Annotated in this window: 12 protein-coding genes; 7 read left to right on the top strand and 5 right to left on the bottom strand. The window is 67.7% G+C overall.

Features of this window, described 5'->3' with window-relative positions; genetic code table 11:
- Positions 1-44: 44 nt before the first annotated feature.
- Genes AzCIB_RS17465 through AzCIB_RS17455 form a run of 3 tightly spaced genes read left to right on the top strand, consistent with a single transcriptional unit; the run spans position 45 to position 3,457 of the window.
- A complete protein-coding gene (locus AzCIB_RS17465) occupies positions 45-1,187 on the top strand; it encodes a rhodanese-like domain-containing protein (protein ID WP_050417053.1) in 1,143 nt (380 codons plus the stop codon).
- Between the two features lie 16 nt (positions 1,188-1,203).
- Positions 1,204-2,820, top strand: a complete 1,617-nt coding sequence (locus tag AzCIB_RS17460; protein ID WP_050417052.1) for a tetrathionate reductase family octaheme c-type cytochrome — start codon at positions 1,204-1,206, stop codon at positions 2,818-2,820.
- A gap of 22 nt (positions 2,821-2,842) precedes the next feature.
- Complete coding sequence (locus AzCIB_RS17455; protein ID WP_050417051.1) at positions 2,843-3,457, top strand: cytochrome b/b6 domain-containing protein; 615 nt, start codon at positions 2,843-2,845, stop codon at positions 3,455-3,457.
- Positions 3,458-3,463: 6 nt separating this feature from the next.
- On the opposite strand, the gene AzCIB_RS17450 is transcribed toward AzCIB_RS17455, so the two are convergent.
- The 4 genes from AzCIB_RS17450 to AzCIB_RS17435 all read right to left on the bottom strand — a co-directional run bounded on the left by AzCIB_RS17450 (position 3,464) and on the right by AzCIB_RS17435 (position 7,779).
- Positions 3,464-4,033 carry a hypothetical protein gene (locus tag AzCIB_RS17450; protein WP_050417050.1) on the bottom strand — a complete coding sequence of 190 codons (570 nt, stop codon included), beginning with the start codon at positions 4,031-4,033 and terminating at the stop codon, positions 3,464-3,466.
- A 209-nt stretch (positions 4,034-4,242) separates the two neighbouring features.
- The gene (locus AzCIB_RS17445) at positions 4,243-5,706 is read right to left on the bottom strand and encodes a DegQ family serine endoprotease (protein ID WP_050417049.1); all 1,464 of its coding nucleotides are present in this window, start codon (positions 5,704-5,706) and stop codon (positions 4,243-4,245) included.
- 103 nt (positions 5,707-5,809) lie between these two features.
- Positions 5,810-7,120: an ATP-binding protein gene (locus AzCIB_RS17440; protein WP_050417048.1), complete on the bottom strand. Its 1,311-nt coding sequence runs from the start codon at positions 7,118-7,120 to the stop codon at positions 5,810-5,812.
- Positions 7,117-7,779, bottom strand: coding sequence for a response regulator (locus AzCIB_RS17435; protein ID WP_050417047.1), 663 nt, complete (start codon positions 7,777-7,779; stop codon positions 7,117-7,119). Before AzCIB_RS17435 ends, AzCIB_RS17440 begins: the two co-directional genes overlap by 4 nt.
- Positions 7,780-7,919: 140 nt before the next feature.
- Between AzCIB_RS17435 and AzCIB_RS17430 the strand changes: the two genes are divergently transcribed.
- From AzCIB_RS17430 to AzCIB_RS17415, 4 genes are all read left to right on the top strand, one after another.
- The gene (locus AzCIB_RS17430; protein ID WP_050417046.1) at positions 7,920-8,483 is read left to right on the top strand and encodes an SRPBCC family protein; all 564 of its coding nucleotides are present in this window, start codon (positions 7,920-7,922) and stop codon (positions 8,481-8,483) included.
- Between the two features lie 231 nt (positions 8,484-8,714).
- A complete protein-coding gene (locus tag AzCIB_RS17425) occupies positions 8,715-9,404 on the top strand; it encodes a winged helix-turn-helix domain-containing protein (protein ID WP_050417045.1) in 690 nt (229 codons plus the stop codon).
- Positions 9,394-10,785 (top strand): sensor histidine kinase, encoded by a 1,392-nt coding sequence (locus AzCIB_RS17420; RefSeq protein WP_050417044.1) that lies wholly within the window; start codon positions 9,394-9,396, stop codon positions 10,783-10,785. Before AzCIB_RS17425 ends, AzCIB_RS17420 begins: the two co-directional genes overlap by 11 nt.
- Positions 10,786-11,050: 265 nt before the next feature.
- Complete coding sequence (locus AzCIB_RS17415) at positions 11,051-12,040, top strand: TerC family protein (protein WP_050417043.1); 990 nt, start codon at positions 11,051-11,053, stop codon at positions 12,038-12,040.
- Positions 12,041-12,125: 85 nt separating this feature from the next.
- Here AzCIB_RS17415 and AzCIB_RS17410 read toward each other — a convergent pair whose 3' ends face one another.
- Positions 12,126-13,742, bottom strand: a complete 1,617-nt coding sequence (locus AzCIB_RS17410) for a calcium-binding protein (RefSeq protein ID WP_050417041.1) — start codon at positions 13,740-13,742, stop codon at positions 12,126-12,128.
- Between the last annotated feature and the right edge of the window lie 483 nt (positions 13,743-14,225).

The raw sequence follows: 14,225 nt of genomic DNA, 5'->3' as shown, positions 1-14,225 counted from the left end.
CGCGCGTGCCGCGGGAGGCGCCCGCCATCGTTCAGGGAGCCATCATGAAACTCCAACGCACCTTGGCCCTCGCGGCCCTGCTTGCGGCGCTTGGCGCCGCCCCGACCCCGTTCCCGAGCGGCGTGGCGATCGCCGCGGATGCCCCGGCCGCCGCGGAGGCGAAGGCCGGCTGGTACGGCCAGCTCGTCGATGCCGAGTTCGTCGCCCGCCATGCCGTGCTGCCCAAGCCGGAAGGGGTGCAGATCATCGACTCGCGTCCGACCGCGCGCAAATACGATCCGGGCCACATCCCGACCGCGCTCAGCATCCCCGACAGCCAGTTCGACAAGCTCGTCGACAAGCTGCCGCAGGACAAGGCCACGCTGCTGATCTTCTACTGCGACGGGCTGGAATGCATGTTGAGCCACAACTCGGCCTTCCGCGCGGAGAAGCTCGGCTACACGAACATCCGCGTGTATGCGGCGGGCTTCCCGGACTGGGTCAATGCCGGCCACATGGCGGCGATCTCGGTGCCCCAGCTGAAGAAGCTGATGGACGAAGGCGCACCGCTGACGCTGATCGACTCGCGCCCGAAGGAGCGCAAGTACGACAAGGGTCACATCCCCGGTGCGATCAGCCTGCCTGACTCGCAGTTCGACAAGCTCGTCGACCGCCTGCCGGCCGACAAGGCGAGCCCGCTGTACTTCTACTGCGAGGGCCTCACCTGCAAGCTGAGTTCGGATTCGGCAGCGAAGGCGGTGAAGCTCGGCTACACGCAGGTGAAGGTGGTGCCCGAAGGCTATCCCGAATGGGAGCGCCTGTACGGCGCCGGGCCGACCGCGGCAGGCGCGGCGGCGAAGCCGGCCATCCAGGCGGGCAAGGAGAGCGGCACGATCACGGTCGCGTCCTTCGAGAAGATCTACAAGGAGGCGCCCGCCACGGTCCATCTGGTCGACGTGCGCGAGCCGAACGAGTTCGCCGCGGGCACCTTCAAGGGCGCGATCAACGTCCCGGTGAATGCGCTCGAGAAGCGCATCGAGGAGCTGCCGGCCGACAAGCCGATCGTGTTCTTCTGCGGCGCCGGCGGGCGCAGCGGCGAGGCGCACGACATGGTGCAGCTGTACAAGCCGGCGCTGAAGACCTTCTTCCTCAACGCCGACATCAAGTGGGCGCGCGACGGCAGTTACACGATCGTCGAGAAGAACTGAGCCGCGGGGAGCAGCCATGACAACGAATCGATCCATCCGTCGCGTCCCGCCGTGGCGGGGCCTGGTGCTCGCCGTCGCGCTCGCCGGCGCTGCGCTCGCGGGGAGCGGGGCGCTCGCCGCGGGGAAGGCCAGCACCGCCGATCACGGCAAGTTCAAGGAGCTGCAGCAGAGCTTCGCGTCTGGCCCCGAGGTCACCAAGGCCTGCTTGATCTGCCACACTGAAGCCGCCAAGCAGGTGCACAGCACCAAGCACTGGAGCTGGGAATTCCTCAATCCCGCCACCGACCAGAAGCTTGGCAAGAAGAACGTCATCAACAACTTCTGCATCTCGGTGCCGTCGAACTACCCCTTCTGCACGAGCTGCCACGTCGGCTACGGCTGGAAGGACGCGAACTTCGACTTCACGGCCGAGGAGAACGTCGATTGCCTGGTGTGCCACGACACCACCGGCAGCTACCGCAAGCTGCCGGGCCTTGCCGGCCATCCGCCCTACCAGGACACCGAGATCCCGCCGGGATCGGGCAAGTTCGCGAAGGCGGTGGACCTGACCAAGGTCGCGCAGAAGGTCGGCCGGACCAGCCGCGACACCTGCGGCGCGTGCCACTTCTTCGGCGGCGGCGGCGACGGCGTCAAGCACGGTGACATGGACTCGTCGCTGGCGGCACCCGACCGGGAGCTGGATGTGCACATGGACGCCACGGGCCTCGACTTCACCTGCGGCACCTGCCACCGCACGTCGAGCCACGACGTTCCGGGCAGCCGCTACACGCCGGTCGCGCGCGACACCGAAGGTGCGCACATCCCGGGCCGGCAGGACGACTCGCTGCCGGCGACCTGTCCCGCGTGTCACGGCCAGGCGCCGCACAAGGGTGGCGGGCATGCGGCGAAGCTCAACGACCATACCGACGTTGTCGCATGCCAGACCTGCCACATCCCGCAGATCGCGCGCGGCGGCGTCGCGACCAAGATGAGCTGGGACTGGTCGACCGCGGGACAGATGGGGCCCGACGGCAAGCCGATGCTGAAGAAGGATGAGGCGGGGCGGGTGATCTACGACTCGAAGAAGGGCGACTTCGTGCTCGGCGAGAACGTCGTGCCCGAATACCGCTGGTTCAACGGCGAGGTCACCTACACACTGCTGGGCGACAAGGTCGACAAGAGCGAGGGCGTGACGCGCATCAACCGCCTCGGCGGCAGCGCGGAGGATGGAAAGTCCCTGATCTGGCCGATGAAGGTGTTCGTCGGCGTGCAGCCCTACGACCCGGTGAACCGCACGCTGGTCACCCCGCACACCGCAGGCAACGATGACACCGCCTACTGGAAGAACTTCGGTTGGGAGAAGGCGATCAAGACCGGCATGCAGGTGTCGGGCTCGGCGTTCTCGGGCCAGGTGGACTTCGTCCGAACCGAGATGTCGTGGCCGATCACGCACATGGTCGCGCCGAAGGAAAACGCGGTGCGCTGCGGCGAATGCCACATGAAGGGCGGCCGCCTCGAGAATATCGGGGGCGTGTACATCCCGGGGCGTGACGCCAACCCCCTCATCGACCTTTTCGGCTGGCTGATGGCAGGCGGCGCGCTGCTGGGCGCGCTGGTGCATGGCGGGCTGCGCATCGTGCGGCGCAACGGCTGAACGCAGCCAAGGAGAGATCACCATGGAACGCATCTACATCTTCAAGCGCTTCGAACGCTTCTGGCACTGGTCGCAGGCGCTGCTGATCATCCTGATGATGGTCACCGGCTTCGAGATCCACGGCACCTACACCCTGCTGGGCTACGGCGACGCCAGCGAACTGCACACCAGCGCGGCGTGGGCGCTGATCGCGCTGTGGGTGTTCGCGATCTTCTGGCACTTCACGACCGGCGAATGGCGGCAGTACATCCCGACGACCGAGAACCTCGTCGCGATGCTGCGCTACTACATGAGCGGCATCTTCACGCATGCGGCGCATCCGTTCCGCCTGACGCAGCTGCGGAAGCACAACCCGCTGCAGCGCCTCGCCTACCTCGGGGTGAAGCTGATGATCAACCCGCTGATCTGGCTGAGCGGGCTCGCGTATCTCTATTACAACGAGATCAACGCCGTCGGTTTCGGGCTGGAGCTGGGCGTCGTCGCGCTTGTGCACACGATCGGCGCCTTCCTGATGCTCGCCTTCCTCGTCGTGCATGTGTATGTGATCACCACCGGCCACACCTGGAGCAGCCATCTCAAGGCGATGATCACCGGCTGGGAGGAGATCGAGGATCCGCAGCAGGGCGCGAAGTCCTGAGGCGCGCTATACGTCGCCGTTGTCCGTGCCCTGTTTGCGGCCGCGCCGCAGCAGGGCGCCGAGCGACTTGCCGACGCGCTCCGGGAAATGGCTGGAAACCCACGCGAAGGCGCCGTACTTCAGCAGTTTGCCGGCGAGCATTGCGGCGAACACGCCGGCGTAATCCGGGCGCATTGCGCCGAAGAACATCAGCGCCGGGGTCTGCGGCAGCGGCGATGCGGCGATCAGGAACAGCGCGGCGGTGCCGTAGCGCGTCCCCCAGTCGACGACCCGCGCCCAGGACGGATCGGTCGCAAGGTCCGGGAAGTGTTCGTAGAGTTGCGTCCAGCCGAGTTGGTGAAAGACCAGCATCAGCACGGTTGCACCGATCGCGCTGCCCAGCGCCGACACTCCAGTGATCGCGCGCCAGCGCCCCGCCGCCATCAGCGTTGCCGGAACGACCACCGCGGTCACGGGCCAAGCCGCCGTCAGCGTGCCGAGGAAGGACAGCGCGACGCAGGCGAGCAGCAGGCGATGTCCGGCCTCGGCGAAGCGCAGGATGCGATAGAGCAGGGCCTCGATGCGGGCGAAGAACATGGGGGAAATCGGATGGGAGGAGGGTAGGGGGCAAGAGGGGCGCCGTGCCGGCGCCTGCCCGCACCGTCCGCTCGCGAGCAGCAGGACTCGGCCGGGCAGGTGTCAGGGGGGGCGACGCCTGCCCGGCCGTCCATGCGGTGCCCCTCAGGCTGACAGCCTGTCGTCCCCCGGGGCACTGACGCAGGGCGACAGTCGGCAATCGTGGCGGATCAGCCTAGTTCGATCGGCACGAAGATGCGCGCGTCGCCGCGCTGGATCAGCAACGCGACGTGCTTGCCGGCGTCGGTGAGCTGCTTGCGCAGCTCGTCCACGCGATTCACATGCTTGCCGTTCACCGCGAGGATCACGTCGCCTTCCTCGATGCCGGCGCGGGCCGCCGGTCCGTACGAGTCTAGCACCAGAAGTCCGCCCCGCGTTTCCACCTCTTTCTGTTCGTCGGCCGTCAGCGGGCGCACCGACACGCCGAGCCGGCCGCCGTCGTCGGGCGGCGTTTCCGTGGCCGCCACCTTCTCGGGCTGCTGCTCGCCCACCATGACGGTGATCTCCTGCGCCTTGCGCTTGCGCCAGATCTCCAGTTTCGCCGGCTTGCCGGGGGTGATGAGGGCGACGCGCGGCGGCAGCTCGGCCGACGAAGCGATCGCCTCGCCGTTGAATTTCAGCACGACGTCACCCGGCTCGATTCCGGCCGCTGCGGCGGGGCTCCCCGGCTCGACATGGCTCACCAGCGCGCCGCGCGCGACGGACAGCCCGAACGAATCGGCCAGGCCCTGGTTCAAATCCTGGATCGCGATGCCCAGACGCCCGCGCGTGACCTTGCCCTGCGCGAGCAGCTGGTCCTTCACATGCGCCGCGACGCTGATCGGAATCGCGAAGGACAGCCCCTGATAGCCGCCGGACTGGCTGTAGATCTGCGAATTGATGCCGACGACTTCGCCCTTGAGGTTGAGCAGCGGTCCGCCCGAGTTGCCGGGGTTGATCGCGACGTCGGTCTGGATGAAGGGCACATAGCCTTCGTCGGGCAGCGAGCGCGATTTCGCCGACACGATGCCGGCGGTGACGCTGTTCTCGAAGCCGAAGGGCGAGCCGATTGCCAGCACCCAGTCGCCGACGCGGATATCCGTGGGGTCGCCGAGCGGCACGGTCGGCAGGTCCTGCGCGTCGATGCGCAGTACCGCGATGTCGGTCGGCTTGTCGATGCCGATCACCTTGGCGATGAACTCGCGCTTGTCGGTGAGCTTCACGGTGACATTGTCGGCATTGGCGACGACGTGCGCGTTGGTGAGCACGATGCCGTCCGTGCTGACGATGAAGCCCGAGCCCTGGCCGTGCGTGATCTGCTCACCCGGCTTGCCCTGCCCGCGTGGCGCGAAGCGGCGGAAGAACTCCGAAAACGGGTCGTCCGGGTCGAGTTGGCCGAAGGGCGTGCGCCCGCGCGCGGCGGTCTTCACGGTGCCCTCGACGCTTATGTTCACGATCGCGGGGCCGTAGGATTCGACGATGCTGCCGAAGTCCGGCAGCGACGTCGCCGCGTACGGCTGGCCCGCCTTGCGCGCGACCGTGGGGGTGGTCGCGGCAGGGGACGGGTCGACGGAGCGGCCGATTTCATAACCGCCCCACACCGTCGCGGCGATTGCCGCGGCAATGACGGGTAACTTGAGCGCCTGTAATGACATGATCCGGTTCCTCCCATCCCGCATGCACGGTGCGGGACGATGTTGGCACTCTACCGGCGCCTGACTTAAACCAAACTTAAGAAAGCGCTTAAATTGCCGTGCGTCACGCGGGCGGGAATCCCACCGCGATGCGCAGGCCGCCGAGCGGCGAGGCGTTCAGGACGACGCGCGCATCATGGCGCCGGGCGATGCTGTCGACGATCGCCAGCCCGAGGCCGCTGCCCGATTCCTGCTGGCCGGCCGGGCGGTAGAAACGGTCCAGCACGCGCTCGCGTTCCTCGGGCGGGATGCCCGGTCCGCTGTCGTCGACGCGCAGCCAGCACCGGCCTTCCCCTTTGCCGACCGACACGTCCACGCGGCCGCCGCGGGGCGTGTAGCGGATCGCGTTGTCGATCAGGTTGCCGGCCAGCGTGCGCAGCGCAGCCGGGTCGCCCTGCGCTGCGAGGTCGTCGTCGAGCAGGTCGGCGCCGAGATCGATGCCCCGCTCGTGTGCCTGGACGGTGTGGTCGGCGAGCGACTTGCGCGCGATGTCGGCGAGCGCGACGCGCTCGTGCGTCTCCGCAGCGCCCTCTCCCGGCTCCTGGCGGGCCAGCGTCAGCAGCTGCTGCACGAGATGTGCTGCGCGTGTCAGGCCCGTGCGCAATTCCCCGAGCGCTTCGGCGCGTGTGGTTTCATCGCGGGCCCGTTCGCACAGCTGCAGTTGTATCTGCAGCGCCGCCAGCGGCGTGCGCAGCTCGTGCGCGGCGTCGGCGACGAAGGCGCGTTGCGCGCTGATCGCGTGCCGTAGCTGTTCGAGCAGTTCGTTCAGCGCCCGCACCAGCGGCTGCGCCTCGTCGGGAATGCCTTTGAGCGGCAGGGGGTCGAGCGAATCGGCGCGGCGCGTGGCGACCTCCCGAGCCAGCCGTTCCAGGGGGCGCAGGCCGCGGCCGACCAGATACCAGATCAACGCGCCCAGCAGCGGCATCAGCGCCACCAGCGGGATCAGCGTGCGCAGTGCCGCATGGGCTGCGAGACGGCTGCGCACGGCCATCGGCTGGGCGATCTGGATCACGTGGTCGAGCAGCGGAATGGAATACACGCGCCAGTCGCCCTCCGCCGTCGTGACGGTCGTATAGCCGAGCTGCGCGCGGGCGGGCAGGGCCGTGTGCGGGTGCGAGAGGTAGAGGCGCACGCCGGTGTCGTCCCAGATCTGGATCACCAGATCCAGGGACTCCTCGGGCGGCGCGAGGGGGCCGACGTTCGGCCCGGCAAGGCGCCGGTCGCGCAGCGAGAGCGCGAACTGGCGCAGGTTGTAGTCCATCAGCGCGTCGATCTCGTTGTGCGCCATGCGGTAGGTCGCGATGCCGCCGATCGCGAACACCAGCACCAACGCACCGAGCAGCGAGAACAGCAGCGTGCGGCGCAGCGAGTTCATGGCCGCTCCGGCACGTAATAGCCGACGCCGCGCAGGTTGCGGATCCAGTCCGCGCCGAGCTTGCGCCGCAGCGAGTGGATATGCACCTCGACGGCGTTGCTGTCGACCTCTTCGTCCCAGCCGTAGACGCGCTCCTCGATCTGGCTGCGCGACAGCGGCCGGCCGGGGTGTTCCAGCAGCGCCGACAGCAGCGCGAATTCGCGCGCCGAGAGCCGCACCGGCTCGCCCGCGAGCGTCACCGCGTGACTTGCGGGATCGACCTGCAGCGTGCCCAGCGTCAGCACCGGATTCGCCTGGCCGCGCTGGCGGCGCAGCAGCGCCCGCACGCGCGCCGAGAGTTCGTCGAGGTCGAAGGGCTTGACGAGGTAGTCGTCCGCGCCGGCATCCAGCCCGCGGATGCGGTCGGCGACGGCATCGCGCGCCGTGAGCACGAGCACCGGCATCGCATGGCCGGCCGTGCGCAGGCGCTGCAGCAGCTCGATGCCGTCACGGCGCGGCAGGCCGATGTCGAGCAGCAGCAGCTCGTAGGGGTTGTCGCGTGCCGCGAGTTCGCCGGCGACGCCGTCGCGCACCCAGTCGACGGCATAGCCGTCCTGGCGCAGCGCCTGCTGCACGCCGGCACCGATCATCGGGTCGTCTTCGATCAGCAGCAGTCTCATGGTCGCAATTGGGGGCGGCGGGTGCGTTTGGAATATTCTAAGCCATCGTACTGCCGCACATCGAGGCACTGCGCTACGCTTGCCGGTGTTTCCCCATGCCCGGCGTCATGGGCAGCCCACCTTCCAACCGGACGTCCGCCATGTTCCGTCTCTTCCGTCGCTCGCTGCCGCTCGTGCTGATCTTGTCCTGGGTGCCGTGTGCGCCGGCGGTCGACGACGCGGCGGCGGTCGCGGACAAGGACGTGCGGGTCGAACGCAATGCGGGCGGCTTCACCGTCGATATGCTCGCCCACGCGCCAGTCAGCCCGGCGCTGGCGTGGGAAGTCCTGACCGACTTCGACCATATGGCGAGTTTCGTGCCGAACCTGCGGACGAGCCGGGTGACCGAGCGCGGTGATTCCTTCATGCGCGTGCACCAGACCGGAGTCGCGCGCTACGGCGTGTTCTGGACGAATTTCGAATCGGTGCGCGAAATCCGCGTCTCCCCGCCGAAAGAAATCCGCGCGCAGGGGGTCGGCGGCAACGTGAAACGCATGGAGAGCCTGATGCGGCTCGAGGCCGAACCGGGCGGCACGCTGCTGCGCTACCACGCCGAAGTGCAGCCGGATTTCTGGCTGCCGCCGCTGCTGGGCCCGTCCTTCGTGCGGCACGAAACCGCCGAGCAGTTTTCTGCGATCATCCGCGAGATGGTCCGGCGGCAGTGAATGCCGCCGTCCGGATCATGAGCGCCTTACGGCTGCCTCGTCGAGGCTTGCCCTGCTGGGGGCGCTCGTGCTTCAGGCAGGTGCCCCTGACTGGATGGTTTTCCCTGCGGCCGAGTGCGCGATCGATAGCCTGTTGCGCGCCGACCGGAATAAACTGCGCGCGCGTGCGATCACCCCGGACGGTGGCGTGGTCGTCCGCCTGATCCACGACGCCGGACCGCGCAGAAGCCAATGAAGATACTCCTCGTCGAAGACGATCCGCAGCAGGCCGCTTACATCCGCAAGGGGCTGCAGGAAGCGGGGCACATCGTCGATGTCGCCGCCGACGGGCGCGACGGGCTGTTTCTCGCCACCACCGAAAGCTACGATGTCCTCGTCCTCGACCGCATGTTGCCGCGCGTGGACGGCCTCACGGTGCTGCGCACGTTGCGCGCGTCGAATGTCGCGACGCCGGTCGTGATCCTCAGCGCGCTGGGTGAAGTCGATGACCGGGTTGCCGGCCTGCGCGCGGGCGGCGACGACTACCTCGTGAAGCCGTTTTCGCTGATCGAGCTCGTCGCGCGCCTGGAGGCGCTGGCGCGCAGGGGGGCGGTGTCCCGGGAAGGGGCGCCGAACACGCGGCTCGCCGTCGCCGACCTGGAGATGGATCTCCTGCGCCGCAGCGTCGCACGCGGCGGACGGAAGATCGACCTCAAGCCGAAGGAGTTCCAGTTGCTGGAATTCCTGCTGCGCCACTCGGAGCAGGTCGTGACGCGCGCGATGCTGCTCGAGGCGGTGTGGAACTACCATTTCGACCCCCAGACCAATGTCATCGACGTGCATATCTCCAACCTGCGCGCGAAGATCGACCTGCCGGGCCTGCCGCCGCTGATCCATACGGTGCGTGGCGCCGGCTATCGCCTGAGTGCCGATGTCGCATGAGGCCCGGCCGGGCGGACTGCGCGCCTGGTTCGGCAGCCCGTTCCACCGCTTCGCCATCGCCCTGCCGACTGCGATCGCGCTGATCGTCGGGGCGCTGTTCTACCCGCTCTTCCGCGAGGCCGAAGGGCATATCCGCAACGAAGTGCGCGCGGCGATCGCGCTCGAGATCAACGGTCTGGATGAGCACTTCCACGAGCGCGGATTGGCGGGACTGCGCGACGCCCTGCAGCGCCGCGTCGATGCCGCGGCGGACCGCGACGCCGTGTATCTGCTGACCGAGCGCGACGGGCGGGTGGTGGTCGGCAACCTGGCCGGCTGGCCCGACGGCGTGCCGGTGGTGGACGAGGCGTGGTTCCACGTCGGCGCGGCCGACGGCAGTACGCTGGAAGGGCAGGTGTTCGTACTGTTCGGCGGCGACCGCCTGCTGGTCGGGCGCCACTCGCCGCTGGAGTCCTACCAGGAGCACATGACCACCCGCCTGTGGGGATCCGCGGTGCTGATCATCGTCGTCGCGGCTGCGATCGGCTGGTTCTTCATGCAGCACCTGCATCGCCGGCTCGAGACGCTGGCGCGCGAGGCGGCCCGCATCCAGGAAGGCCACCTCGCGCAGCGTCTGAGCCTCAGTGCGCGCAATGACGAGCTGGACGCGCTGGCGCGGCGCTTCAATCGCGCCTTCGACGAGATCGAGCGGCTTGTCGACGCGTCGCGGCACGTCTCCAGCGCGATCGCGCACGACATGCGCCGGCCCCTGATCGCACTGCGACGGGCGATTGACGAGGCGCGCGTGGCCGCTGCCGCGGACCGGGTCCTGGGTGAGCGGCTCGAGGGGCTGGGGGCGCAGACGGATGCCCTGTTGCGCACCTTCGCGGCGCTGCTGAGCCTGGCACGCATCGAGGCCGGCGCGCTCGGGCCGAAGTGGCGGCCGGTGGATCTCGCCGCCCTCGCCGCCGATGCCATCGAACTCTACGAACCGCTCGCCGCGGCCGAGGGCAGGGCGCTCGTCGGCACGCTGGCACCGGCGACCGTGCGCGGCGACCCCGACCTGCTGTTCCAGGTGCTGCAGAATCTGATCGAGAATGCGCTCAAGCATGGGGCGGGGAGTATCGCGCTGGATCTTGCGGCCGGTGAGCGCAGCGTCGTGCTGAGCGTGCGCGACCACGGCGCGGGTGTTCCCGACGCCGCGCTGCCGCGGCTGTTCGAGCGCTTCTTCCGCCTCGACGAGAGCCGCAGCGCGGCCGACGGGGCCGGCGTCGGGTTGGCGCTGGTGCGGGGAATCGTCGAAGCCCACGGCGGGCGCGTGTCCGTGCGCAATGTCGATCCGGGCCTCGCCGTCGAGCTGGAGCTTCCCGTCGGCGGAGCGCTGGCGGCGCCCCTTGACTGATGGCTCCGGACGTTCTATTTTTCCTACGTCCCAAGGGGGAGTAGCTCTCCGCCGCGGCGTCGTCAATTCGGCAGTCCCCGTGCGGGGGTTGCCCGGCGCCCGGGCAGTCGGTTCCTGACGGCTGCGAGCAAGACCTTTGCCGCGATGGCGGAGGTCCCCTTGTCAGATCCACGGCCCTTCGTCCTCGCTGGACAAAGGGCCGTTCTGTTTTGTGCGCCTGCGGCGCGGCAGGACGGACTGGTGGATCCGACTAGGAGGGAACCTCATGGAAACGATTGGTACATGGTGGATGTGGGCGGGCTTCTTCGGCATCGTGTTGGCGATGCTCGCGGTGGACCTGTTCGTCGTCGGCGGCGGCCGGCAGCATCGGGTGGGATTTCGCGAGGCAGGGACGTGGTCGGCAGTCTGGGTGGCCGTTTCACTCGCGTTTGCGGCCGGTTTGTGGGGCTATCTCGACGGTTCGCTCGGGCGTGAGGTGGCGAACCAGAAGACGCTGGAGTTCCTCACCGGCTACCTGATCGAGAAATCGCTCGCCGTCGACAACGTGTTCGTGTGGCTGATGCTGTTCGGCTTCTTCGCCGTGCCGCTGGAGCTGCAGAAGCGCGTGCTGGCCTACGGCGTGATCGGGGCGATCGTGCTGCGCACGGTGATGATCTTCGCCGGCGTGTGGCTGATCGCGAAGTTCCACTGGATCCTGTACGTCTTCGGCGCCTTCCTGCTGTTTACCGGCGTGAAGATGTGGTGGTTCGCGGAGGCGCAGCCGGACCTCGCGAACAACCCGCTGATCCGCTGGTTGCGCGGGCACATGCGCATCACCGAGCATCTCGAGGGCGAACGCTTCTTCGTCATGCGCCATGAAGGCGGGCGCCTCGTGCGCTACGCGACGCCGCTGTTCCTCGCGCTGGTGCTGGTGGAGGTCTCCGACGTGATCTTCGCGGTCGATTCGATCCCCGCGATCTTCGCGATCACGACCGACCCCTTCATCGTGCTGACGTCCAACGTGTTCGCGATCCTGGGCCTGCGGGCGATGTACTTCCTGCTTGCGGGCATGGCCGACCGCTTCTCGCTGCTGAAGTACGGCCTGGCGCTGGTGCTGGTGTTCATCGGCACGAAGATGCTGCTCATCGATGTGATCAAGATCCCGGCGACGGTGTCGCTCGCCGTCGTGGCGGCGATCATCGGCGGCGCGATCGTGCTGTCGCTGCGCCGTGGCGCGGCAGCGGCGAAGACTGCGGCCGAGGGGCGCGGGGCCTGAGGACGGTGCCGGCGTGAACGGAAACGGGGCAAGCGCCCCGCCGGATGCGGCGGGAGGGCTTGCCCCGGGGTGAGCCTGATGCGACTTAGATGACGGTGACGTCGTCGAAGGCGAGGCCCGAACCAACGTTCACGTTGGCGATTTGCACCGCTGCGCCAGCGCCGTTGCCGTCCGCGTCGTAGTACAGCGCGCCGTTGGCGCTGTCGAAGACGAGGAAGTCGTCGCCGTCGAGGGCGACGGCACCTGCGCCGCTGACGAAGTTGCCGGTCGCGAGTGCGCCATCGGTCGTCAGCGCGGTGAACACGCTGTTGTCGATCCAGATCTCGTCGGTGCCGTGGACGAAGTCGGTGATCGTGTCGGTGCCGGTGAGGTCGTCGAACACGAAGACGTCTGCGCCGGCGCCGCCGGTCAGGACGTTGGAGCCGGCGTTACCGTTCAGCACGTTGGCGCCGGCGTTGCCCGTGGCGTCGCTGTCCGCCGAACCCGTTAGTGTGATGTTCTCGACGTTGACCAGCTTGGCGAGGGTGAAGTCGGACGAGGATACGACCGTGTCGGAACCTTCGCCGGCCTTCTCGACGATCTTGTCCTTGGCGTTATCGACCACGTAGGTGTCGTTGCCCGCGCCGCCGGCCATGTTGTCGGCATCGGCGCCGCCGTCGATCAGGTCATCGCCCGCGCCGGCCTTGATGTTGTCCTTGCCGGAGCCGCCTTGGATCTCGTCATCTCCGCCGCCGGACATGATAACGTCGTTGCCGTCGCCGCCGTCGATGATGTCGGCGTCGTCACCGGCGGTGATCTTGTCGTTGCCGCTGTCGGCCGAGATCACGTTAAGGCCGCTGCCGGCGATGATGTTGTCGTTGCCGCTGCCGCCGAGGATCTCGTCGTTGCCGTCGCCGCCGGTCAGCTTGTCGTTGCCGTCGCCGCCGTCGAGGAAGTCGTCATCGGCGCCGCCGTCGAGGTGGTCGTTGCCCTTGCCGCCGATCAGGTCGTCAAAGCCTTCGCGGCCGAACAGCTTGTCATTGCCGTCGTCGCCCTCGATGACGTCGTCACCGGTGCCGCCATCGAGCTGGTCGTTGCCCTTGCCGCCAAGGAGGTCGTCGTCGCCGGCCTGGCCGAAGACCTTGTCATTGCCGTCGTTGCCGTCGATTTCGTTGTTGTCGTCACTGCCGGTGATGCTGTCGCTGCCGCGCGAGCCGACGATGTTCTCGATGCCGACAAGCGTGTCGTTGCCCTGGCCGCGGGAACTGCCGCTCGTGAGGTTAACGGTCACTTTCTTCGCCGAGTCGTCGTAGTGGACGGTGTCATCGCCGCCGGTGCCGTTGTAAGTGTCGTCGTCGCGCTGGCCGCCGTGATCGTCGAATTCAAGGCCGGGGACCATGTGATCCACGAAGTCCTCGAACAGTTCGGTGTTGGTAATCATTGCGTTCAGATCAGTCGTCGACAGCGACAGGTCGGCGACCAGAAGGAGCGAGGCACCGCCCGCATCGCGGAAGTCCAGACTGGCGATCGTGCCGCTGCTGAGGTCGCTCGTCGGGAAGGTGCCGGTGATCACGAGGGTACTCGCATGCGGCAGGTCGTCGCCCTGATAGGTCAGGCCGAGGGTGATCGCCGTCGTCGAGGCCGATTGGACGGTGGTCGCGCTGATGTCGCCGACCAGGTCTTCAACCTGGTCATGGGTCAGGGTGGTAGTAATCGTTGCCATGTGCAGTCTCCTAACGGGCTTCTACAGGGTAATTCGGGACGTCGTTGCGTCGTTGCGGGAATGCTCACCGTTCGCGCAGCCTGTGCGTTTCTGGCGCGGGGCGAATGGTCGGGCCCCATACCGTGAACACATCTGCGTGGTAAAAATTCCCGCGTATTTGCAAGTGCTAGTGTAATCCTCATTCCGTTGGGGGGTAGGTGAGGTTGTGAGTAATTGTTTCAATCGTCCTGCGACCATACGGTTTCCCCCTCCGACGTCGGTGCCGGCTGCGTGAGAAACCTGTGGAGCGCGGCCTGCAGCGCTCGCTATGTAGCGCGAAGGGACTCTGTTACAACTTCACCGCCGACGAATGGCGCGCGGCGCGCGACGCAAGGAAGGGCGGCGGCGTGATCCGTTTCGGGGTCGCGCAACCGGGCTGCTGTCCGGTGCGGCGCTTGCGCGTGTAAGCTGAATGCATGGTGCGGAGCATGGAGCGCGGAAGTA

The sequence above is a fragment of the Azoarcus sp. CIB genome, assembly GCF_001190925.1.
Lineage (GTDB): Bacteria > Pseudomonadota > Gammaproteobacteria > Burkholderiales > Rhodocyclaceae > Aromatoleum.
The sequence above is the reverse complement of the archived record's forward strand: the minus strand, read 5'-3'. Positions and strand labels throughout refer to the sequence as shown.